At 49.5% G+C, this 22,570-nt stretch carries 17 protein-coding genes; 11 read left to right on the forward strand and 6 right to left on the reverse strand.

Annotated elements, in window-relative coordinates; genetic code table 11:
• Positions 1–43: 43 nt before the first annotated feature.
• Complete coding sequence (locus BFC17_RS11140; protein WP_070176561.1) at positions 44–2,737, reverse strand: TonB-dependent receptor; 2,694 nt, start codon at positions 2,735–2,737, stop codon at positions 44–46.
• Positions 2,738–3,045: 308 nt separating this feature from the next.
• Between BFC17_RS11140 and BFC17_RS11145 the strand changes: the two genes are divergently transcribed.
• Together BFC17_RS11145 and BFC17_RS11150 are read left to right on the forward strand one after the other, a co-directional pair.
• Positions 3,046–3,945, forward strand: coding sequence for a GGDEF domain-containing protein (locus BFC17_RS11145; RefSeq protein WP_070176562.1), 900 nt, complete (start codon positions 3,046–3,048; stop codon positions 3,943–3,945).
• A complete protein-coding gene (locus BFC17_RS11150; protein ID WP_070176563.1) occupies positions 3,945–4,949 on the forward strand; it encodes an AraC family transcriptional regulator in 1,005 nt (334 codons plus the stop codon). Before BFC17_RS11145 ends, BFC17_RS11150 begins: the two co-directional genes overlap by 1 nt.
• Positions 4,950–5,010: 61 nt before the next feature.
• Here BFC17_RS11150 and BFC17_RS11155 read toward each other — a convergent pair whose 3' ends face one another.
• The gene (locus BFC17_RS11155) at positions 5,011–6,249 is read right to left on the reverse strand and encodes a malic enzyme-like NAD(P)-binding protein (protein ID WP_070176564.1); all 1,239 of its coding nucleotides are present in this window, start codon (positions 6,247–6,249) and stop codon (positions 5,011–5,013) included.
• A 330-nt stretch (positions 6,250–6,579) separates the two neighbouring features.
• Positions 6,580–6,792 (reverse strand): 50S ribosomal protein L31, encoded by a 213-nt coding sequence (gene rpmE / locus BFC17_RS11160; RefSeq protein ID WP_070176565.1) that lies wholly within the window; start codon positions 6,790–6,792, stop codon positions 6,580–6,582.
• A gap of 491 nt (positions 6,793–7,283) precedes the next feature.
• Between rpmE and priA the strand changes: the two genes are divergently transcribed.
• The 4 genes from priA (at position 7,284) to hslU (ending at position 12,287) form a co-directional block, all read left to right on the forward strand.
• A complete protein-coding gene (gene priA, locus BFC17_RS11165) occupies positions 7,284–9,476 on the forward strand; it encodes a primosomal protein N' (RefSeq protein WP_070176566.1) in 2,193 nt (730 codons plus the stop codon).
• A gap of 127 nt (positions 9,477–9,603) precedes the next feature.
• The gene (locus tag BFC17_RS11170; protein WP_070176567.1) at positions 9,604–10,185 is read left to right on the forward strand and encodes an SPOR domain-containing protein; all 582 of its coding nucleotides are present in this window, start codon (positions 9,604–9,606) and stop codon (positions 10,183–10,185) included.
• 152 nt (positions 10,186–10,337) lie between these two features.
• Positions 10,338–10,862 carry an ATP-dependent protease subunit HslV gene (gene hslV / locus BFC17_RS11175; RefSeq protein WP_070176568.1) on the forward strand — a complete coding sequence of 175 codons (525 nt, stop codon included), beginning with the start codon at positions 10,338–10,340 and terminating at the stop codon, positions 10,860–10,862.
• Between the two features lie 90 nt (positions 10,863–10,952).
• The gene (hslU, locus tag BFC17_RS11180; RefSeq protein ID WP_070176569.1) at positions 10,953–12,287 is read left to right on the forward strand and encodes an ATP-dependent protease ATPase subunit HslU; all 1,335 of its coding nucleotides are present in this window, start codon (positions 10,953–10,955) and stop codon (positions 12,285–12,287) included.
• Between the two features lie 57 nt (positions 12,288–12,344).
• Here the strand turns inward: hslU and BFC17_RS11185 are convergent, their stop codons facing one another.
• Genes BFC17_RS11185 through BFC17_RS11195 form a run of 3 tightly spaced genes read right to left on the reverse strand, consistent with a single transcriptional unit; the run spans position 12,345 to position 16,007 of the window.
• Positions 12,345–12,587: a helix-turn-helix domain-containing protein gene (locus BFC17_RS11185; protein ID WP_070176570.1), complete on the reverse strand. Its 243-nt coding sequence runs from the start codon at positions 12,585–12,587 to the stop codon at positions 12,345–12,347.
• Positions 12,580–14,751: a peptidase domain-containing ABC transporter gene (locus BFC17_RS11190; protein ID WP_070176571.1), complete on the reverse strand. Its 2,172-nt coding sequence runs from the start codon at positions 14,749–14,751 to the stop codon at positions 12,580–12,582. Before BFC17_RS11190 ends, BFC17_RS11185 begins: the two co-directional genes overlap by 8 nt.
• Positions 14,748–16,007: an HlyD family secretion protein gene (locus BFC17_RS11195; RefSeq protein WP_070176572.1), complete on the reverse strand. Its 1,260-nt coding sequence runs from the start codon at positions 16,005–16,007 to the stop codon at positions 14,748–14,750. Before BFC17_RS11195 ends, BFC17_RS11190 begins: the two co-directional genes overlap by 4 nt.
• Positions 16,008–16,290: 283 nt before the next feature.
• Here BFC17_RS11195 and BFC17_RS11200 point away from each other — a divergent pair, with 283 nt between their 5' ends.
• The 5 genes from BFC17_RS11200 (at position 16,291) to BFC17_RS11220 (ending at position 22,500) form a co-directional block, all read left to right on the forward strand.
• Positions 16,291–17,835, forward strand: a complete 1,545-nt coding sequence (locus BFC17_RS11200; RefSeq protein WP_070176573.1) for a hydroxymethylglutaryl-CoA reductase — start codon at positions 16,291–16,293, stop codon at positions 17,833–17,835.
• A 213-nt stretch (positions 17,836–18,048) separates the two neighbouring features.
• Positions 18,049–19,686, forward strand: a complete 1,638-nt coding sequence (locus BFC17_RS11205; protein ID WP_070176574.1) for a Na/Pi cotransporter family protein — start codon at positions 18,049–18,051, stop codon at positions 19,684–19,686.
• Positions 19,687–19,689: 3 nt separating this feature from the next.
• Complete coding sequence (locus tag BFC17_RS11210) at positions 19,690–21,108, forward strand: MBL fold metallo-hydrolase RNA specificity domain-containing protein (protein WP_070176575.1); 1,419 nt, start codon at positions 19,690–19,692, stop codon at positions 21,106–21,108.
• Positions 21,109–21,190: 82 nt separating this feature from the next.
• The gene (locus BFC17_RS11215) at positions 21,191–21,763 is read left to right on the forward strand and encodes a DUF4136 domain-containing protein (RefSeq protein WP_070176576.1); all 573 of its coding nucleotides are present in this window, start codon (positions 21,191–21,193) and stop codon (positions 21,761–21,763) included.
• Between the two features lie 311 nt (positions 21,764–22,074).
• Complete coding sequence (locus tag BFC17_RS11220) at positions 22,075–22,500, forward strand: lipocalin-like domain-containing protein (RefSeq protein ID WP_070176577.1); 426 nt, start codon at positions 22,075–22,077, stop codon at positions 22,498–22,500.
• The last annotated feature ends 70 nt before the right edge of the window (positions 22,501–22,570 follow it).

Below are 22,570 nucleotides of genomic sequence, written 5' to 3' on the forward strand. Positions count from 1 at the left end.
GCATGCAGGCGGGCCTCAGCCCGCCTTGTTTTTTACAGAGTGATTAAAGCTGCCAGTTAAAGCCAATTTCAAAAGTACGGCCGTACTCTTCGTACTGGGCGTTTTGGCTACGACGGTCAAAGTAGTGATAGTAAGGCTCGTTGTTGATATTAACGGCGTTAAAATACACGGTCAGATCGTCGTTGATGAAGTATTTACCCATAAAGTCGAATTGCTGGTGAGCGTCTTCCATACGCAGCATGTCACCGTCGATTTCTTCGAGGTTTTTGCTCTTGTAGGTCATGGCCAGACGTAAGCTCCAGCTGTTATCTTCGTAACCTACTGTCAGGTTACCTACGGTATCAGACTGATTTGGCAGGCTGGTTTTGTACTCTTCACCGTCTACCAGGGTAGTCGCATCTGACGATGAGAACGTGCCGTTAGCAGATAACAGCAGGCCGTTATCAAAGGCTTTAACCCAGGAAAGTTCCAGACCAGTCAGGTCAGCAGACTCACCATTACGCGGCTGAATGACTTCGTCATAGCCTTCCCAGCCAGCAGTGCCGGCCATGTCGGCATAAATCACAAAGTTATCAATCTTTTTGTAGAACAAGCCAGCAGACAGCACACCAATCTGACCTGGATAATATTCTACCGACAGATCATAGTTATCAGACTCATAAGGCAGTAACTGCGGGTTACCCACTTCGGCTTCACGCTCGGTAACAAACACGCCATCATCTTCTTCGGTCTTGCTTTCGATGATCTGGAACGCCGCTGATTCTTCAAAGCCCGGGCGCGAAATGGTCTGGGTAAAGGCACCACGTACAATCAGTTTGTCTGAAATGTTGTACTTAACGTTAACGCTGGGCAGGAAGTGATCGTAGCTGCGATCGGCCTGCCAGGCAGTATTGACCACTTCTTCAACATCGTTTTGCTCGTCTTCTACCAGTTCTACACGCATACCGCTGGTATCAAAGTCGGTTTTTTCGTATCGCACACCGGCAACAATGTGGACGTCATTGATATCGAACGTGCCCATAAAGTAAGCGGCAAAGATATCTTCGTTGGACTCATAAGAGGCACCGTTAGATTCCAGCTCAGAGTCTAGCTCTGCCAGCTCAAGGCCGGCTCTGTTCTGGTTGAAATAAGTGCGCATGGCACCGCGGTTAAGACCCGGTCCAAAATTGCCTAAGCCCCAGTCCACGTCACCCGCAGAAAACTGGCTGGCGTCCATGTCATCAAAATCGCCGTCATAAATGTAGATGTTGCTGTCTACGGTTTTCTTACGGCTACGGTATTTCACACCCGCTTTGATTTCGCTTAAGTACGGATCGTTCGCGAAGGTTTTGCTGAGGTTAGCCTTAATGCTGTTTTCAGTGTCTTTGGTGTAGTTGTCTTCAAAGCTGATTTCGTCAACTTCGTAGTTGTTAAAGTCATTAACCGAGTCAGCATAGGTGATGGTAGGGATAACCCGCTCCATGTCACCAACAATGCTGTCATCTTCGGTGATAAAGGTGTAGTAAAGTGCATCCGGCTCGTCTTCGTCAGACTTGGCATAACCTAACTGATAATCCAGGGTCCATTCACCAATGATGTGCTCACCACCGGCGGCAATGGTTAAAATAGACTGTTCTTCGTAACGGTCTTTCGACTCACGCTCAACTTCAGAATCTTCACCATCAAATACGAAGGTATTACGCTGGCGGTATTCTTCATCGGAAAACTCGCTGTACAGGGTGCGCAGGAAATAAGAATTGTTATAGTCCGGACGGTAATCCAGGTTTAACGCCGCACCTAAACGCTCACGGGTAATGGTGTAGTGGCGCTGTTCGATTTCGTCATCGGCATTTGACTCGATGTTATCAGAGCCAAAGTCACGTTTCAGGTAAGACAGTGCTGCGGCCACACCAAAAGTGTCGTTCCACAGATTAGTGTAGGTACCGGAAAGCTTGGGACTGGTTTTATCACGCAGTTCATTCTGACTGAGCTGGCCCGACAGGCTGGCCGTTTGGCCTTTACGGTCGAATGCGCTTACCGATTTAACTTCTACTGAACCACCAATGGCATCGGCGTCCATATCAGAGGTGACCGACTTAGATACTTCCAGTGTCTGGATCAGCTCAGAGGGAATGACGTCAAGCGCTACCGAACGGACGCCACCTTCAGGCGAAGGCACGTTAAGACCGTTAATAGTGACGTTGTTGAGGTTAGGATCGATACCGCGAATACCAACAAAGCGGCCTTCGCCCTGGTCTCGCTCGATAGATAAGCCAGGCAGACGTTGCAATGATTCTGCGGCGTTTTGATCCGGGAACTGACCAATCGCATCGGCAGAAACAATCGATTTAATGTTGTCAGCCATGCGCTGCTGGTTGATAGCGCTGGCCTGACCGCCACGCTGACCACGCACCATCACTTCCTCAAGAGACTCATTCGCGCCTTCAAGGGTAATAACCGGTGTAATGTTTTCGCCTTCAGTAAGGGTAATTTTACGGGTGACCGGTTCAGCCCCTAAATAAGACACAACCAGGGTGTAATCGCCCGCGGGTAAATTATTAAAGCGGAAGGTGCCGTCACGGCGGGATTCGGTTTCTTTGTTAAGTTCGGTGATAACAATTTTAGCACCAGCGAATACGCGATCCTGTGCTTGATTGGTTAGCTGACCAATAAGGCCGGCATTATCAGCAGCAACCGCTGCAAAAGAGCAGCAAACGGTACTTACCGCTAACGCCAGACCAGAAATACGATGATTCATGTGTGTTCTCTTAAGTTGTGTGTGTTGGTCGCTACCCTAGAAAGCAAAAATGACAAATCTATGACGCGAGTGTGGAGGAGTGTTTGAAAAACCAGCGAAAAGGGCTGAAAAGGGACTTTTTGCAAACTGCCTGAGCTAAAAAGACCCCCTTTTAACTTTATGTTTATTAACGATAAATACTCAAAAAAATCGCTTTTATGCGGATGTCTATCATCTCAGTGTCATATTACTGAGCCAGAATGACCCCTATGCTTATTCGCAAACAAATTAACAATAATGACTGCGGTTAACAGCAAACAGGTAAGAGTATGGATTTTAGTTTATTAACACGGCACCGGGGACTACTGGCATTTGTCATGCTGGTTTTTGGTCTGGCGGTGACACTTTGTATTAGTAATGGTCAGTTAAAGGATATGGCTGATGTGGAATGGCTGGATGTCATTGGCGAGGGCAGTGTTTGCCTGCTGACATTGTGCTGGATAACCGCTGTTATGATGAGCCGTCCGCCGGGTAAGGTGACCGGTTTGCTGGTGGCAGGCCTGAGCTTTTTTAATTTCTCAGCACTGTTAGATGTGTTTGACGAATTTACTTTTTACAGTGATGCAGTGCACTGGCTGAGCGTCGTGGAGTCGATTCCGGCTGCCGTGGGCATGGTGGTAATGAGTGTGGCCCTGTATTTCTGGCACCAGGAACAACTGGCTTTAAACAAGCAACTGCAGCGCCGTGAGATGTGGTATCGCGCCCACGATCAAATCGATGTGATCACCCAGTTATATCGTGCCGATTATTGGCGGGCCCGCGCAATGGAACTGCAAGAGCAGGGTGTGGAAGCAGCCGTGGTAGTACTGGATATTAATGACTTCTCGGAGTTTAACCTACGCTACGGCCATGCCGAAGGCGACCGTTTCTTACGCGAAATATCGCAACTGATCGTAATGAATCTGCGTGCTGTGGATTTGGCCTGCCGCTACGCCGGCGATCGTTTTGTTATCCTGATGCCTGAAATTGGCGCTGGCCAGGCTGAGGAGTTTGCCAAACAATTAGAGTGCAGCGTACGTAACGTTGCTTTTAAGAGTGGCGGTCAGACAACAGCAATTTTCCATTCAGTACGCAGTGTGTGCGGGCAGTTACAACAACAGGTCACGCTGGCTGAAATGCTCTGTGGGCTGAATCGCCAGCTTGATGAGTCTTCTCAACAGGTTGCCTGATGCCGCATAACCAGTTGCTTACCCGTACGGATAAATCCCTGCCAGCCAGACAGCTTGCCCGCAGCCTGGTGCAGGTAGCTGTGGCCCGTGGTGCTGATGAAAATAAGCTACTGCGCGGAACGGGTATATTTAGCGAAGACTTAGTGACTGCAAAAGCGCTAAGCTGTATTCAGCTGCAGCGATTAGCGGTGAATGCTGCGCAGCACAGTAAAGGCTTCGACCTGGCTTTTCAGTTTGGCCATCACCTGGTTTCGGCTTTCGTTAATGATGCGTTACCCTATTTTACCCATGCCCGGGACTTTGCTGAATGCCTGCGCGGGCTGGCGTCTTTTCAGACCCGGTTATGTCCTTTTGTTTCGGCTTATCGCTATGAAGATGGCGACGACGTGTTACTGGTGCTGCAGGATGCCATGGGCAGTGGAAAACAGTTCCGGTTCATGGCCGAAGCGTATTGTGCTGCGCTGGTGGCACTGGCGCGTCATTGCACCGGTAAGCGACTGGCATTTCATTTTACTTTTCCGTTTGCACGGCCCAGACACATCCAGGAATACGAAGAAGGGCTGGGCTTTAGAATTGCCTTTGATCAGCCCTTCTTTACCATCCGGGTAAGTCGGCAAGCACTTAAAACGCCCTGTATTCAACACAATCGAGCGTTTAAACAGTTTGCTCTGCAGCGTTTTCTGGAACAGCGCGAATACCGCCTGACGCTGTTGGATGCCGTGCGCTTTCATCTGCGACGCTCAGCTAGTTCTACGTTGCCTGACATTGCTCGGGTGCTGGGTTTAAGCCCGGCGTCGCTAAAACGAAAGCTGGCTGAGCACGACACCACCTTCAGTCTGTTGCACGATGATATTCGCCGTCAGCAAGCCATATATTACCTGCAGGTACAAAAACTCAATAACGAGCAAAGTGCGCTAAAAATGGCCTTTAGTGACCTGACTAATTTCCGTCGGGCAGTAAAGCGCTGGACCGGGCTTACTCCAAGCCAGTTGCGCGAAGCCTGAGTACTGCTCAAACAAAAATGCCATCCTGGAGGATGGCATTCGTATCAGCAAACCATAGCCGTTACTGGTAGTCAGGAATAACCTCCAGACGGGCAACACCAGAATCGATAGCGGCTTGTGCCACTGCCTTGGCGATTCGAGCGCACAGGCGTGGGTCCATTGGTTTAGGAATAATGTAGTCTTTACCAAAAGTCAGGCTGTCTGTTTTACTGGCTTTAAGCACAGATTCTGGTACTGGCTCTTTAGATATCGAGCGTAATGCTTCTACTGCCGCCACTTTCATTTCATCGTTAATGGCTGTCGCCCGAACATCCAGTGCACCACGAAAAATAAACGGGAAGCACAGTACGTTATTTACCTGATTCGGGTAATCAGAACGACCGGTAGCCATAATCAAATCAGAACGAACCGCCAGTGCTACTTCGGGCTTGATTTCCGGATCCGGGTTAGAGCAGGCAAATACAATAGGATTGGGCGCCATCAGCTCTAACGCTTCCGGTGGCAATAAATCCGGGCCGGATACACCAACAAAAATATCCGCACCTTCCATAACATCTTCCAGCGAGCGCTTGTCGGTGTTATTGGCAAACAGCATTTTGTGCGGAGTCAGGTCGTCACGACGGGTATGAATTACCCCTTTACGGTCGAGCATATAAATGCGTTCACGCTGTGCACCACATTTAATCAACAGCTCCATACAGGCAACCGCAGCGGCGCCGGCACCCATACAGACAATTTTAGCATCGCCGATATTCTTACCCTGTATCTCCAGCGCATTAAGCATACCGGCAGCGGTTACAATAGCGGTACCGTGCTGATCGTCGTGGAAAACCGGGATCTTACAGCGCTTAATCAACTCCTGCTCGATCTCGAAACACTCGGGTGCTTTGATATCTTCAAGGTTAATACCACCAAAGGTGTCGGCGATGTTAGCTACCGTATTGATAAACTCTTCGGTGGTGCGGTGTTTAACTTCGATATCGATAGAATCCAGACCAGCAAAACGCTTAAACAGTAACGCTTTACCTTCCATTACCGGCTTGGACGCCAGTGGGCCTAAGTTACCCAAACCCAGGATAGCAGTACCGTTACTGATAACCGCAACCATGTTGCCCTTACCCGTATAGGTATAGGCGGCGTTGGGAGCTTCTGCGATCTCACGGCAGGGTTCTGCCACACCCGGGCTGTAAGCCAGAGCAAGATCATCAACCGTTTCTGCCGGTTTGGATAGTTCTACGCGGATCTTACCCGGCGTAGGTTTTGCGTGGTAGTCGAGGGCACGTTGGCGAAAATCTGACATTTTTGTAAGTCCTGTAATTTTTATCTTGCTTAGCAGTCGCTAGGTTATTGTTATTATAGGCGAACTGTATCACAGCGTATGTCCGTTGGTATGATAACTATCAACTGAAAAATCGATAGTACCTTACAAACTTGTTAATGATATCTAACATAACGCGATCCGTCATCAATCGCCACGCCGAGGAAGAAATAATCACAATTTGTTTTATTTATGGAAAATGGTTTTACCATTAACCCAATCAATTAACAAAGTGATAGAAACTGGAAAACAGGCACAAAAAAAGCGCCGCATGGGCGCTTTCTCTTCAAGGCTGTTTCTTCAATATAGGGCTTATTTTTTGCCCAGTGCGCCAAAACGCTTATTGAAGCGGTCAACACGACCACCGGTGTCAACGTTACGTTGCTTACCAGTGTAGAAAGGGTGACAAGCTGAACATACGTCCAGGTTGATGTCTTTACCCAGTGTTGAACGAACTTTGATTACGTTACCGCAAGAACAGTTAGCAGTAATTTCTTCGTATTTTGGATGGATATCTTGTTTCATTGGATTACCTCAAAATAAGGCCGCATCGCTAACCAACCCGAAGTTGGCCACCATACGTGACTATATTCAATACGGGAAAAAGCTTACCCGCTTTTTAGAGCGGCGCATATTAATGGATGTCGATTAATCAATCAAGGGTTTTCTTAGCCACTTTAATTAACGACAGGTCAGGCGTGGCAAAGATAGCGTTAAGAACCCTGACAAAACATGTCGTCCACCACAGCACCGGTTTCGCTAGCTTCCAATGCGTTGTGATCGCTGCCTGCTTCATCAACAGGCTAACTCTGAAGTTCCTTCTCATATCATTATGACTATTGTGAAACCTATTTGTTCATTACTAACGGTACGAAAGTGGCAAATGCAACTGATATGCAGACTAAAATGATAAGGTGATTATTTATAAAGTTTATTATCACGGGGCGAGTCAGCTCATGATAGGATAAATGAAGGTGATTTCTCTTTTTTAATACCCTTATTTTATTACGCCGCGTATGCCAGTCATTGATGTAGCCGTTCCGGTCCCTCTGCGACAAACCTTTAGTTATACCTGCGAGTCAAAGCTGGCTGCTGGTGTGCGGGTGAGTGTGCCTTTTGGGCGGCGTCAGCTAATTGGTGTGGTAACGGCAAGCTATGACGATCCGCCAGGGGCCGATGACTCGACGCCCGCATTAAAGCCGGTCAGCGAAGTGCTCGACGAGCAACCGCTGTTCGATAGAACCTTACTGAGTCTCACCGACTGGCTGGCGAGTTATTATCATCACCCTGTTGGTGAAGTCTGGGCTACTGTCATGCCTTCCCGGCTGCGCAAAGGGTCGCCGCTGAGCGATAAAAGCCCGGCGTATACGTTAACTGAAGCCGGTGAGCAGGAAGCGCTTAGCAAAACGCTAAAGGGTAAGAAACAGCTCGAATGTATTGCGTTGCTGGCCTCTGGTCCCATGGCTCAGGAAGAGGTTAAATCCCGTTTTTCCTCTGCAGTGCTCAAAGCGCTTGAGGAAAAAGCGTTAATCACGGCAACCACCATTGCCCATAAGGCCAGTGCTGACTGGTCATCCTTTACCTTGCAACAAACCCCGCCAACCGCGTCCACAGAGCAGGGCGTTGCTATCGCGGCAATTAACCAGCAGGCGCATCACTTTGTGCCTTATTTACTGGATGGCGTTACCGGTAGCGGTAAAACCGAAGTGTATTTGCAGGTAATCGAGCCGGTGCTGAAGCAGGGGAAGCAAGTGTTGATCCTGGTGCCGGAAATCGGCCTGACGCCGCAAACGGTAGGGCGCTTTGAGCGCCGTTTTGGTATTACCGTGGGTGTGCTGCATTCACAAATGACCGACCTGGCCCGACTCAATGTGTGGCAGCAGGCCAGACGCGGCGAACTCGGCATTATTATAGGCACCCGATCGGCTATTTTTACGCCGCTTAAACGCCCGGGGATGATCATTGTAGACGAAGAACATGATGAGTCGTTTAAGCAGCAGGATGGCTTACGCTATCACGCTCGCGACCTGGCAGTAAAACGAGCCCACAGCGAAAACGTACCGCTGATTTTAGGCAGCGCAACGCCTTCACTGGAAAGCCTGAACAACGCGTTGAACAAACGCTATACCCATTTAACCCTGAGCCAGCGTGCCGGTGGTGCCAGCCATACCCAGCTAAAAGTTCTCGACTCACGCGATCAGCCGTTACATGCGGGCATCGCCCAGGGGCTGGTTAGTATCATGCGCAGCCATTTGCAGCAGGGCAATCAGGTACTGGTGTTTTTAAACCGGCGCGGCTTTGCGCCTGCGGTAATCTGCCATCACTGTGGCCAGACCGTAGATTGCAAAAGCTGCGAACGTCCTTTCACCTACCATAAATCCCAGGGACGACTGCAATGCCACCACTGCGGCGCCAGCCGGCGTTTGCCGGAGCAGTGCGGCGAATGTCATAGTCACGACCTGCAAACATCGGGGATTGGCACTGAGCAGCTCGAACATGGTCTGGGCACATTATTTCCTGACGTAAAGCAGGTGCGTATCGACAGCGATGCAGTAAAAGGAAAGGACAAACTGATCACCCGGCTGGACGAAATTAATGCCCGTAAATATCAGTTGCTGGTGGGTACGCAGATCCTCTCCAAAGGGCATCATTTCCCCCATGTTACGCTGGTGGTGGTACTCGACTGTGACGGTGCGTTATTTTCTGCGGATTTCCGCGCGGCAGAAAAACTGGCTCAGCTGATAACACAATTAGCCGGGCGGGCCGGGCGAGCCAATAAGCCCGGTGAAATGTGGCTGCAAACCGATAATCCGGGCCATCCCTTATTGCAGGATCTGATTAACAACGGCTTTGCCCATTTTGCCCGTCAGGCACTACAGGAACGCAAGCTGGCGTTACTGCCGCCTTATAGCAGTCAGGCTATCTTCCGTGCTGAGGCTAATGAGGCCGGGCTGGCACTCAATTTTTTGCAACAGGTCAGGGACTGTTACCGGCCCAGTGTTAATGCTGCTAAAGGCGGCTTTATCGGACCGCTGCCCTGCCTGATTGAAAAGCGTCAGGGGCGTTTTCGCTTTATGCTGGTGCTGCAATGCCCGCAGCGCGGTGCCTTACACAGCTGGCTTAAACACCACCTTAAAGAGGTGGAATCCTTACCGCTGGCCAATAAAGTACGCTGGAGTCTGGACATCGATCCGGTAGATTTAAGTTAGTGGTATTCCTGGCAGTGTAAACTTTCAGGTTTAACCACACTTTAGGGCAGCATTTTTTACTAAGAGCAGGTACACTGCCTGCAGTAAATAATAACTATCATCCACTCAGGGAAATCGAAACAGCATTATGTCTCAACGCGATTACGTTTCTCGTGGGCGTGCGCCACAAAAGAAAAATACGAAGAAAACGACAAACAAAGGTGCGGCAAAGCGCGGCCGCAATCAGCAGGAACCCCAGGTCACCGTGCCGTGGGTAACCGTAGCTGTTGTGGTGGCGTTGTTATTGGGTTTTGCCTGGTTTTTATGGTCAATTAAAGACAATGCCGATCCGGAAACGGCCCAGCCGTTAACGGTTGAACCTGCGCCGATAGAAGATGAACTCCCCGAGCTTCCTGAGGAAGAGTGGGAGTACATTAAAACGCTGCCGGGTTACGAAGTGGAAGTGGAAGTTGCCGAGCAGGAAAAATCGGATAAACGTTACCTGATGCAGTGCGCCTCGTTCCGCACTCGCGCTCAGGCCGATGAAATGCGCGCTAAAATTGCGTTTCAGGGCTTTGAAGCACAAATTCGCCACAGCGATGGCGATAACGGTGAGTGGTTCCGCGTGATTCTGGGGCCATATGATGCCAAGCGGGATGCCGAACGGGCTAAACATGCGCTGCGCAAGGTCAACATCACCACTTGTCAGATTTGGTTCTGGAATTTATAACCGTTAATAATGCTCAGGAGCCGGCAATCGCCGGCTTTTTTTATTCCATTTTTAAGTCTTGAAAAACCGCCAACGCCCCCCCACTTTCTTATCATTGTCCATGCACGGCGGGCTTTAACTGCGCTGTGCCAAACCACTACAGTGGAGTAAACGTGACTACAATAGTATCAGTCAGACGAGATAATCAGGTTGTAATGGCCGGTGATGGCCAGGTGTCTTTAGGCAATACCGTAATGAAAGGCAATGCCCGTAAAGTTCGCCGCCTGTACAAAAATAAAGTATTAGCCGGATTTGCCGGTGGTACGGCCGATGCCTTCACGCTGTTTGAGCGTTTTGAAGCCAAGCTGGAATTGCATCAGGGCCATTTAACCAAAGCCGCCGTTGAGCTGGCAAAAGACTGGCGCACCGACCGTATGTTAAGACGCCTCGAAGCGCTGCTGGCCGTGGCCGACGAAACCGCCTCGCTTATTATTACCGGTAATGGTGATGTAGTGCAGCCCGAGCAGGACTTAATCGCTATTGGCTCTGGTGGTAACTATGCCCAGGCTGCGGCGACCGCACTACTGAATAATACTGAGCTTTCAGCGCACGATATTGCTACCCAGAGTTTATCGATTGCTGCCGACATATGCGTATTTACCAACCATAATCAAACGGTTGAAGTGCTCGATTATTAATTGCGAGTTGAGCCGGATTAAATTGTGTTTGCAGTGGCGTTTAATGCCGCTGCCTTGCTGACCAGAGTCAGTCCCACATAAGGATTAATTATGTCTGAAATGACACCAAGAGAAATAGTCCACGAGCTGGACCGCCATATCATTGGCCAGCAGGGTGCCAAGCGCGCCGTTGCCATTGCTCTTAGAAACCGCTGGCGCCGTATGCAGCTTAAACCAGAGCTGCGCCAGGAAGTGACCCCGAAAAACATTCTGATGATTGGCCCGACGGGTGTGGGTAAAACCGAAATTGCCCGCCGCCTGGCCAAGTTAGCCAATGCGCCTTTTATTAAGGTAGAAGCAACTAAATTTACTGAAGTTGGCTATGTGGGTAAGGAAGTCGAAACCATTATCCGCGACCTGGCTGATATCGCCGTAAAAATGACCAAAGAGCAGGAAATGGAAAAGGTGCGCTACCGCGCTGAAGAAGCCGCGGAAGAGCGTATTCTGGATATTCTGATCCCGCCGCCGGAAAATGCCTGGGGCGAAAAAGAGCGCACTGAAGATCGCGGTACCCGTCAGTCTTTCCGTAAAAAACTGCGTGAAGGCTCACTGGATGACAAAGAAATCGAAATCGATGTGGCGCAGCAACAGATTGGCGTAGAGATCATGGCCCCGCCGGGGATGGAAGAAATGACCAATCAGCTACAGGGCATGTTCGAAAACCTGTCTTCTTCTGGTTCGCAGAAGAAGAAAAAGAAAATGCGCATCAGAGATGCCATGAAGGTGCTGGTGGAAGAAGAAGCTGCGCGTCTGGTCAACAAAGAAGATCTTAAAGAAAAGGCACTGGAAGCGGTTGAACAACACGGTATCGTGTTTATCGACGAAATCGATAAGATTTGTAAGCGTGAAGGCACCACTTCTGCAGATGTCTCCCGTGAAGGTGTTCAACGCGACCTGCTGCCATTGGTAGAAGGTTCAACAGTGTCTACCAAACACGGCATGATCAAAACCGACCATATCCTGTTTGTGGCCTCTGGAGCCTTCCAGATGAGCAAACCGTCGGATCTGATCCCGGAACTGCAGGGCCGTCTGCCAATTCGCGTGGAACTGTCGGCGCTGAAGGTAGAAGACTTTAAACGCATTCTGACCGAGCCAAATGCATCGCTGACTGAGCAGTACATTGAACTGATGAAAACCGAAGGCGTAACCGTTGAGTTTGCCGAAAGCGGTATTCAGCGAATTGCCGAAGCAGCCTGGCAGGTTAATGAGAAAACCGAGAACATCGGCGCCCGCCGCCTGCACACTGTGCTGGAACGGTTGATGGAGGATATCTCCTTCGACGCTTCTGAAAAGCAGGGTGAGGTCTATACCATTGATGCCGACTACGTGAATCAGCACCTGGAAACCTTAGTGGATAACGAAGACTTAAGCCGCTTTATCCTGTAAGAAAACAAACCGGCCGGTACGTTCGTACCGGCCATGTTTCGCTTCATCCATTCCGGCTTACACCGTTGGAATTTGGGTATACAGCGTTCTGAAATACCTTGCCATTAATGCTGCCCGGTTACGAATTTCCAGTTTGCGGTAAATATTAGCGCAATGAAACTTCACCGTTCGCTCACTGATAAACAATTGCGATGCAATGGTTTTATTGGGTAAGCCTTCGATAATCTTATGCGCCACCTGAAGTTCACGCTTAGACAACTGCTCCAGATGCTCAGGGTGTAATAACTCTTGATCAAACATGATGATCTCCTTGTTGAGTGGGGGTTAGTAAATCAGGCGTAAAATTAATAGCTACTTCCGTCAACCGGCCGCCTGCCAGGTGATACCGTTGATGGGCCATTTGGATAGTTTCCCGCCGGTGCGCAATCACAATCCGGGTCATGGGCAAGCGGGAAAGGTGGTGATTAATGAGTTGTTCGCTTTTTACATCGAGATGGCTGCTGGCTTCGTCCAACAATAACAAGGCCGGGCGCTGATATAAGGCGCGGGCCAGAAACAGCCGCTGACGCTGCCCTCCGCTCAGATTACTGCCACCCTCTTGCAAAAGGGTGTAGTACTGCATTGGCAGTGTAGCAATGGTGTCATGCAGACAAGCCAGCTTGCAGCATTCAATCAGGCGTGGCATGTCAATGTGCTGCTGAAAGCCGCTGACATTGTTGATAATAGAGCCAGACAAACTGATATCGTCCTGCATAACCGCGCTGATGCGCTGATTGGGATCGCGGTTGTTTAACGGGTTGCCATCGATAAGTATTTGCCCCGAAGATGCGGGCAATAAACCGGTGAGGCATTTGGCCAGACTGGTTTTACCGCTGCCGCTGGCGCCGGTGATCACAATCAGCTGCCCGGCTGCGACGTTCAGGTTGATGTTGTCAAACAGCGGTGGCTGACCCTGATAAGCAAAACTCAGCTGTTGAAGTGTTACCTGATGGGCGATGGTTGGGCGTTCTGCCACGCAGGACGATGGATGAGCCAGTGAGCTAACCGCCACTGGTGTATTAATGATATCGGCAAGTCTGTCCAGATGCACTCGCAGCATCCGCCACTGTATCAACTGCTCAAGCAAGCCATTAACCGAGGTATTAAAGCGGTTTTTGTAGCTGGTAAAGGCGTAGAGCATGCCAACCGTAAACGCCTGCTCCATAACAAGTGTGGCGGCCAGATACACTACCAGCAGGTTTTCCATTCCAAACAAAAATATATGGACAATATTAAACCCCAGTTCCCAGCGCCGTAACTGAATGTCGCGGTTAAGTGTATCGGTTAGCAAGTGTTGCCAGCCATGTAAACGGAAGGATTCCAGCCTGAGCATACGAATGGACTGAATGCCGCGAATGGTCTCGATAAAGTGGGTGTTCTCTTTAGCGGCGCAGGCGATTTTTTCTTGCTGTAAACGCTGAATAGGAGCCAGTAATAACAGCCGCAATATTAAAAAAACAACCGAAAACGCCAGTACCACACAGACCAGTTTTACACTGTACAACGCCATCAAAACCAGGGTGCAGAGCATGATAAGGCTATCGAGAATGATGGCCACGATACCCTGGCTGATAAACTGCCGGACGTCCTGCAAACTGCCAAACCGGGCTACCAGATCACCGATGTGACGCTGCGAAAAATAGCTGAAAGGTAAACGGATAAGGTGGGTAAATACATTGACCGACAGTTGCTGTGCCAGGTGGCTGGACATGGCAATGCCCGCTACTTGCCGGGTGAGATTGGTAATACTTTCCACAATAATGAGCAGCAAAAAGCCAAGAAACAGCACATTAAGTAACGGCGCATCATTGTTGACGATGACTGAGTCGATCACCAGCTGCATGTAGTAGGGGGATGCCAGCGCGAAGCACTGTAACAGCAGTGACAACACAAATATTACGATGAGTGAACGCTTAATTCCTACAATGCGTTGCCAAAGCTGGCCAATTTTTAAGGGCTGTCGTAAATCCGCTCGGGTAAAGTCGGAGGCGGGTTGCAGCTCCAGCGCGATGCCGGTAAAGGCATCATTGACTTGTTGCCAGTTGAGCCGGCGTTTACCGGCGGCGGGATCCTGAATTTCGATGCCCCGACGGGTAACTCTGGTGAGCACCACAAAGTGCTGCATGTTCCAGTGCAAAATACAGGGCAGTTGCAACGCATTCATGTCCTGAGGCTCCAGTTTCAGCGCCCGGCTGTTAAGATTAAGCGTGTGGGCAAAATCAATCAGTTGTTTCAGGTTTGCCCCTTGCTGGCTAAAGGCGCGCTGACTGCGCAGTTGAGCGAGGTCGACATTGAGACCATGATAGCCTGCTATCATGGCAATGCAGGCCAGCCCGCATTCTGCACTCTCTGCTTGCAGAACCTGCGGTGTCGAGCGACGCCAGGATAATTGCAATGGTAGTTTAAAAGTGAGTGAAGGATTCATAGTAGGCCTCCTTTCAGCTCGAACAGTGGCTCAAACAGCCATTCCAGTAAGTTGCGCTCGCGAATGGCAATTTCGGCGACAAAAGTCATGCCCGCCCGTAGCGAAATCTGCTGATTGAGGTGCTCAATTTGCATTGTGCTCAGGGTTGCTCTGGCCAGATAAACGGGCATATTGATAGATATAGGTGTTTGCGCTACCTCCTGCGGCAGCAATAAATGCTCTGACATTGAGATTATTTCAGCGTCATAGGTACCAAACTGGGTATAGGGGAATGCATCGTAGCGTATGGCTATCCGTTGGCCGGGGGCGATTTGCCCCGCCGCCGCAACCGGCACCAGCAATTTTGCGGTAACGCTTTCGTTTTGCGGCATTAAGGACAGTAAAGGTACATTCGGCTGCGTAAACTGACCGGAGTGAGTCAGCAAATTGGTGACCCGGCCATCAGTGGGGGCAGTAATCAGCAGCTCTTGCTGACTGTGCTGTTGGTCCAGGCTTTTTTGTAACTCGCTGATCTGGTTTTCCAGATTCAATAATGCCAGGTGATGGTTGTTTTCTGCCGCGTCTTGTTCCAGTTGATTATCCTCAATGGTTTGCAGAAGGGCAATCCACTCGCGCTCGAGATGCTGACGCTGGTATGTCTCATCAATTTTTTGTGTTTCGAGCGTTTGTAGCTGATGCTGGCTGTAAAATCCTTGTTCAGCTAAACGGCTGAGCGTTTGGATTTGCTTATCCAGCAGGGTCATTTTGTCGTTGAGCAGCGTTCTCATTTCGGCAAGTCGCTCGCGCTCTGCTGTGAGCCTCAAAGCGTTTTTGTGCAGGCGTTGCTGCTGCGTAACGAACCCCTGCTCGGTTAGATTATACTGGTGTTGCAGGCGTTCAATCTGGTTAGACAATTCTGTAATCAATGCACGATTAATGCTTTGGTTATCATTAAACATGGCATCGCGGGAGAGTCTGAGTAGTGGTGTCCCTTTGCTGACGACCTCGTTGTCGGCCACCAGTAGCTCACTTACAATGGCTCCGGCCGATGGCGAGTAAACGTGAGTAATACCCTGCGCAGGCTCCAGCCAGCCACTGACCGTTTGGGTATAGGTATAACGTCCGGAAATCAGCCAGCCGACTACAGCAATTAGCCAGCAAACCAAACACAGGGTTATACCCAGCGTAGGTAATTTAGGTTTGAGTAAAATGGTACCGTCTATTCTTTGCTGCTGTGAAACGACGGCCTGTTGGCGGAATAAAGTTTGACTTTGCATGGCGTCCCTTCCTGCTGTTGAAGATGAATCAACTTTAAGGGAGTACTGATGTGCCCGTTGCGGATGTCAGGCCTGGCGTGGCCTACAAGGGGACGGCAGAAAAATAATGTCCCATATTTGCAGCCCGTGTCCTAAATGTGTACCTGCTAAATCGACTGGTCTATCAGTTGTGATAAGTCAAACAGACTGGCTGAGCGCCTTTCCTAATACCAATTGTTAATATATTGTGGTTACCTCATAAAGCTCTACACTAGAAATACGTTTTGCCAAGGAAGCCGTTGTTATGTTTATACCCAGTATTTTACTTCGCCAGTTGTACACCCATGGTAGCCTGACCCAAACCGAAGACGGTTTACAGTTTATGCTGAAAAATCGTCTTAAGGATGCGGTGCTTAAACAGGTTGATAGTATTTCTATTAATGGCGAGGAAATCTCACCAGAGGCGATTACCCTGCAAGTGGGGCCTGAACAAATAATGTCGATGGCTGATATTAACGAAAATGGTGAGGTGCCGTTTGAGCTTAAGCAGGTTATTACGGTTTACCTGAATAAATCGTTACCGGTTAGCCCTGAAAAGCATACTCTGGAACTGGTATTTCGCGCATCGCCCTTCGGTAAATTAAAGTTTAGTGTAGAAGATAACGTGTCGGCGCCAAGTCTGAAACAGGGCCATATTCCGCGTGACCCTCACGATGATTACTCACCGGAAATTATACAAAAGCGGCAGCGCTTTTTTGAAGACTTTTCCGGGGCCAATATCCATCATGTAGGGCAATACTCGATTGATCCTAAAACCCTGCGCGGCAACATCGAACACTTTATTGGCGTGGCCCAGGTACCCATTGGCATGGCTGGCCCGGTGACCATTGACGGTGAGCATGCAAAAGGGGACTTTATGATCCCGATGGCCACCACCGAAGGGACGCTGGTGGCCTCGTATAATCGCGGCATGAAATTGCTGAATATGAGTGGTGGGATTAAATCCACCGTGGTGGATGATGCCATGCAGCGCGCGCCGGTATTTGTGTTTTCTGATGCCCGCGGCGCACGGGATTTTGTGGCCTGGGTGAATGCGAATATCGACAAAATCCGCGAAGAAGCCGAAGCGACCTCGTCGATTGCCAAACTCACTTACATCGACAGTTTTTTGTCGACCAAATTTGCCTTCCTGCGTTTTAACTACCGCACCGGTGATGCAGCAGGTCAGAACATGGTTGGACGCGCCACCTTTGCCGCCTGTGGCTGGATCCTCGATCACTATGAGGGGATTGAAAACTTTTATTTAGAATCTAACTTTGCAACGGACAAGAAAGCCTCGCAGATTAATATTATGCGTACCCGTGGTAAGCGGGTAATTGCCGAAGCGACCATAAAACGTGAGCACTTACTGTCGGTGATGCGCGTTGATCCTAAACAGATTGACTACCATGGCCGCGTGGCTGGCGTTGGTTCGTTTTTATCTGGCGTTAATAACACTGGCTTACATTCACCTAACGGTATTACCGCTATGTTTATTGCTACCGGGCAGGACGTGGCTAACGTGTCTGAATCCTCCGCCGGTATTATGTATTCCGAACTCACCGATGAAGGGGATTTGTATATTTCACTTACCATTCCATCGCTGATTGTGGCTACCTATGGCGGTGGTACCGGTATTGGTACTCAGCGCGAGTGTCTGGAATTGCTGGGCTGTTATGGGCGTGACAAAGTGTATAAGTTTGCCGAAATCGTGGGCGCGGTAGCACTGGCAGGCGAAATCTCCCTGGCATCAGCCATATCAAGCTCCGACTGGGTGTCTTCTCACGAACAGTACGGCCGTAACCGTTAATTAAGCGTAAAAAGAGGCGGCGGGATTGTCGCCTCGTTCTCACTCCCTTTCTCTTTTCTATCGCGCTAAGCAGGCTTTTGCTTTTTGTTTATGGGTTATTTGGCTTTCAGCGACTAGAATTCATTCAGTTAATAATAATTATTGATCTGATACAGCGGCTTTATTGCGTGGCACGATAATAATGTGACTGTGTCTTTCCTTCTTCAGGGTGTTATGAGCGAAGTAATAGGTGTTGTCGGTGCTGGCTTAGGCGGACTGGGGTTATTTATTCTGGCTATAGGGTTAATGACCGATGGCCTCAAGGCGGCAGCAGGCTCAAGCTTGCGGCACATTCTGGCGAGCTGGACCAGGACCCCCGCGCGTGGCATTTTTAGTGGTTTTCTGATGACGGCTATAGTGCAATCTTCTGGTGCGGTCACGGTTGCCTCTTTGGGTTTTGTTAATGCCGGTTTGCTGAATATGCGCCAGGTACTGGGCATTATTCTGGGCGCCAACATTGGTACCACCATGACCGGCTGGCTGGTGGCAATTTTAGGCTTTAATCTTAATATCGCCGGCTTTGCGCTACCCATGGTGGGGATTGGCATGATTTTAAAGCTTTCTCAGCAGCAGGGCAGGGCGTCTGCCATTGGCCAGGCAATTGTGGGTTTTGGCTTATTTTTTATTGGCCTTGATGTCCTCAAAGACGCTTTTGAAGGCATTACCCAAACCTTCTCGATAAGCCAGCTTAGTGGCCAGGGGATGAGTGGTATTCTGCTGTACTTAGTGATTGGCATTGTGATCACCATTCTTACCCAGTCCTCCAGTGCGTCGATTGCTATCACAATTACAGCTGCCGCCAGTGGTATGCTGGAGATGTATGCTGCCGGTGCGATGATCATCGGGGCAAATATTGGCACTACCTCAACCGCCGCCTTTGCCGCAATCGGGGCCACATCGCCCGCTAAACGGGCAGCAGCGGCGCAGGTATTGTTTAATCTGATAACCGCCGTTGTGGCGCTGCTTATCCTGCCTGTCCTGTTTTACATTATTACGTCGTTAAGCAAACTGTTGCATCTGAACGCTGACACGGCCATGTCGCTCGCGTTATTTCATACTTTGTTCAATTTGCTGGGACTGGTGCTGGTTTATCCCTTTATTGGCAAGCTGGCAGATTGGCTGGAAAAGCGTTTTACCAGTTGGGAAGAAACTGAATCTAATCCACGCTATATCGATAAAAATATTGCCCAAACCCCGGCGCTGGCTACCAACGCTTTACTCAACGAATTGATAGGTTTGCAAAAGCGGGTGATCAATCTCTTTGCGTCAGCGATTGATTCCAGCCAGCATGATATTCGTCACTTTCATCAGCAGTCTAATGTGATCAAGTCGCTTACTCAGCAGGTGTCCCGCTTTATTGTTGAGCTTGAAACCGCGGCGCTTAATGAAGAAACCACCGCACAACTGGCAACCATGATGCGCATAGAAGGTTATTTGTATGATTGTGCTCTGGCCAGCGACTTACTGGCCAGCCACTGGACTAACCGCGAAAAACTTAAAGAGCCTGAACTTGAGGAGGCCTTGCAGGGCTATCTTGTTAAGGTGCTCGAGTATATGCGGCAAACGGCCAATATGGTGGTAAGTGATACGCCGCTTACTCAGGAAGAACTGCTGCGTCTGAAAGACGAGATTAAAGACCAGCTTATTCTGGCGGGTACGTTGCACCATATTGAAGTGTCACACATGTCGGTAGCGGTAGATAGTTTGCACGAGGCATGGCATACCGCTAAAACCTGGCACAAAGCAGCTACCCGGCTTAACACGCTGGCGGCTTTATTGACCCCGGTAATGGCCGGAAAGACAGGAGAATAATTTATGGCAACGGTCACTTTTTATGGTGCGGTTGACGGTGTCACCGGCTCTATGCATCTGGTTGAGTCCGGTTCGTGCCGGATTTTACTCGACTGCGGGCTTTACCAGGGGGGACGGGATGAAGAAGCCCACAACGACGATCCTTTCCCGTTTTCGATAAGTGAAATTGATGCGGTTGTGCTCTCTCACGCGCATCTGGATCATTCTGGCCGGTTACCGCTGTTGGTTAAGGATGGGTATCAGGGGCCAATTTACATGACGTCGGCGACCCAGGACTTAATTGATGTGTTGTTAAAAGATGCGGCGTCTTTACAAATGCGCGATGTGGAATGGGAAAACAAGCGACGGCGTAGAGCTGGTAAAGCTGAACTTACACCACTGTACAACCTTGACGATGTGGAAGAAACGCTTAAGCTTTGCCATGGACTCGACTACAACACCACTATGGAGATTGCGCCGGATATCAGTATCACTTTACGTGAGGCCGGGCATATTCTGGGCTCTTCTGTTGTGCAATTAACGGCGATGGAAGCCGGGCGGCCACATAAGCTGGTGTTCTCTGGCGATTTGGGCAATTCTCAGGCGGCATTACTGCGCGATCCGGCGGCGGTTGCCGATGCGGACGTTGTACTTATGGAATCCACTTATGGCGACCGCGAACATCGCTCTATGGAAGAAACCCTCGACGAATTTGAAGACGTAATTACCCGGGCTTCTCAAAATGGCGGCAATATTTTAATTCCGTCTTTTGCGGTGGGGCGCACCCAGGAGATTATTTTTCGGTTGGGTGAACTCTATCAACAGGGGAAATTGCCGCAGCAACTGGTGTGCCTGGACAGTCCTATGGCTATCGCAGTAACCGAGATATATCACCGCTACCAAAATGTTTATAACCAGCAGGATAAGCAGGCCATCGAGCAACACAGTCATACCCGCGATCCTAACCAGAAAAGCCTGCACTCCTTTTTACCTACCCTACGCTACGCTGTTACCACAGAAGAATCCATCGCGGTAAACCGAATAGCCAGCGGAGCCATTATTATTGCCGGTAGCGGCATGTGCAATGGGGGGCGCATTCGCCACCACCTTAAACACAATTTATGGCGTAGTCAGTCACACGTGATTTTTGTGGGGTACCAGGCGGTTGGCACGCCGGGGCGAATTTTAGTGGATGGCGCCACTCATATTCGTATGGCCGGTGAAGATATTGCCGTAAAAGCGCAAATTCATACGCTGGGCGGATTTTCGGCCCATGCCAGTCAGTCGCAGCTAATAGACTGGTTCAGCCATTTTGAAAACCCCAAGCCGAGACTGTATCTGGTACACGGAGAAGACACTGCCAAGCAGGCTTTAAAATCGGCGCTTGCCGCTAAAGGCTGGCGGGCGGAAATTGCCACTCACGCTAAAACGATTACTTTTTAGCGCGTGGTTTATCAAAGTTGGGATATTCGTAATAAAAAGCGATCCCAACCACTGCCTTTTCCCGTAAAAACCAAGAAATAGTATGGATACAATCATGCGCTTAGTTAAAGTGGTAAAGTCAGGCCACCTGGTTTTCTTACTGGCTTTCTTTATTGCCCTGGCCTTAAACGGTTGTGCGAGTCATTCCCCACAGGTTAAGTTTGCTGAAGGCGTTAATTTTACGGCCATTAATACATTTTATGTGGAGCCGCCGCTAAATTCCCTGAACGAAACTATCGAGTCTCATCTGATAACTGCTATTACCAGTATTATGCAGCGCAAAGGATTAAGGCCGGAGACTAAAGACAAGGCTGATATTAAGGTTGCTTTTTTACCTTCTACGGCTCACAAAGAAGGCGGTTCATCGCTGAATATTGGCGTGGGAACCGGACTTTTAGGGCGTGTCGGCGGGATTTCACTGGGCAGTATTTTTAAGGTGCCGGTGGGTGAGCAAGTTAGTCAGTATCAGAATTTGCATATCGATATTATTCAAAACGGCAGCTTTATTTACAGCGCTGCCGGGAGTGCGGAACTCAAAGCGGCCGACAGAATCACCGCCCAGGAAGCACTCACCAAATTAGTAAATGAGTTGCTCGAGCCTTATCCGGCAAAATAAAAAAGTGTGTAGATGCAGGCTTAATACTCAAATCCTGCTTCAGCCTATGACTGCTTTTGGGTAAGCAGTGTTGCTGTATGAGGAGTAATATCCCGTAGCCGGGCAGCTATCGACAAATATCGGCTAAACAGCTTACCACCGGATGTACAATAATTGTTCCGCTGGCAGGATAGCATTGCTACCGATTCCGTTTCACTGAGCGACAACATAACTCATATAACGCCTTATTCCGCTTTTATTTTTTCTGGTAGCTAACGGGGCTGGCTGGAACTTGTTGTCGTGATTCTTCACCAAGAAATAAAGGACTAATCATGGCAAAGTCACTTAAAGAACAACTCATCGGCACCTGGTGCCTGCTTAAATACACGTTGCAGAACGATGACGGCACAGACTATTTCCCTCTTGGGGAAGATTGTCGCGGTTTTCTGATATACACCGCCGATGGGTATGTTTCAGCACAATTAATGGCGAGTGGGCGGCCGGTTTATCAAAGCGGCGACCTGCACGAAGGCACCCCGGAAGAAATGGCGGCTGCCGCTGAAGGTTACATTGCCTATGCGGGTAAATACTCGGTGGATGAGGTAAATACCATGGTCAGACATCAGATGGACGTGAGTATGAACCCAACCTGGCAGGATCAGATACAGGAGCGCTATCTCGAAATTGATGGCAATAAGGTCACCATCAGAGCGCCTGTGAATTCCGGGGTATTAACGTGGGAAAAAGTGTCTGGCTGATTTTGCTTTTTCTTCAGGATCTCTTACAGATTAAACAGCATGCAATAAACAGAACAGGCACTTTCTTGTT

Origin of the sequence: Marisediminitalea lipolytica, assembly GCF_001758465.1 — a bacterium.
Classification (GTDB): Bacteria; Pseudomonadota; Gammaproteobacteria; order Enterobacterales; family Alteromonadaceae; genus Alteromonas; species Alteromonas lipolytica.

Excerpts from the sequence above, each read along its gene's own strand:
- BFC17_RS11155 (WP_070176564.1), bottom strand. The coding sequence starts at position 6,249 with ATGTCAGATTTTCGCCAACGTGCCCTCGACTACCACGCAAAACCTACG.
- hslU (WP_070176569.1), top strand. The coding sequence starts at position 10,953 with ATGTCTGAAATGACACCAAGAGAAATAGTCCACGAGCTGGACCGCCAT.
- BFC17_RS11170 (WP_070176567.1), top strand. The coding sequence starts at position 9,604 with ATGTCTCAACGCGATTACGTTTCTCGTGGGCGTGCGCCACAAAAGAAA.
- BFC17_RS11200 (WP_070176573.1), top strand. The coding sequence starts at position 16,291 with ATGTTTATACCCAGTATTTTACTTCGCCAGTTGTACACCCATGGTAGC.
- BFC17_RS11190 (WP_070176571.1), bottom strand. The coding sequence starts at position 14,751 with ATGAATCCTTCACTCACTTTTAAACTACCATTGCAATTATCCTGGCGT.
- BFC17_RS11185 (WP_070176570.1), bottom strand. The coding sequence starts at position 12,587 with ATGTTTGATCAAGAGTTATTACACCCTGAGCATCTGGAGCAGTTGTCT.
- BFC17_RS11195 (WP_070176572.1), bottom strand. The coding sequence starts at position 16,007 with ATGCAAAGTCAAACTTTATTCCGCCAACAGGCCGTCGTTTCACAGCAG.
- BFC17_RS11150 (WP_070176563.1), top strand. The coding sequence starts at position 3,945 with ATGCCGCATAACCAGTTGCTTACCCGTACGGATAAATCCCTGCCAGCC.
- priA (WP_070176566.1), top strand. The coding sequence starts at position 7,284 with ATGCCAGTCATTGATGTAGCCGTTCCGGTCCCTCTGCGACAAACCTTT.
- BFC17_RS11220 (WP_070176577.1), top strand. The coding sequence starts at position 22,075 with ATGGCAAAGTCACTTAAAGAACAACTCATCGGCACCTGGTGCCTGCTT.
- BFC17_RS11215 (WP_070176576.1), top strand. The coding sequence starts at position 21,191 with ATGGATACAATCATGCGCTTAGTTAAAGTGGTAAAGTCAGGCCACCTG.
- BFC17_RS11145 (WP_070176562.1), top strand. The coding sequence starts at position 3,046 with ATGGATTTTAGTTTATTAACACGGCACCGGGGACTACTGGCATTTGTC.
- BFC17_RS11210 (WP_070176575.1), top strand. The coding sequence starts at position 19,690 with ATGGCAACGGTCACTTTTTATGGTGCGGTTGACGGTGTCACCGGCTCT.
- rpmE (WP_070176565.1), bottom strand. The coding sequence starts at position 6,792 with ATGAAACAAGATATCCATCCAAAATACGAAGAAATTACTGCTAACTGT.
- BFC17_RS11205 (WP_070176574.1), top strand. The coding sequence starts at position 18,049 with ATGAGCGAAGTAATAGGTGTTGTCGGTGCTGGCTTAGGCGGACTGGGG.
- BFC17_RS11140 (WP_070176561.1), bottom strand. The coding sequence starts at position 2,737 with ATGAATCATCGTATTTCTGGTCTGGCGTTAGCGGTAAGTACCGTTTGC.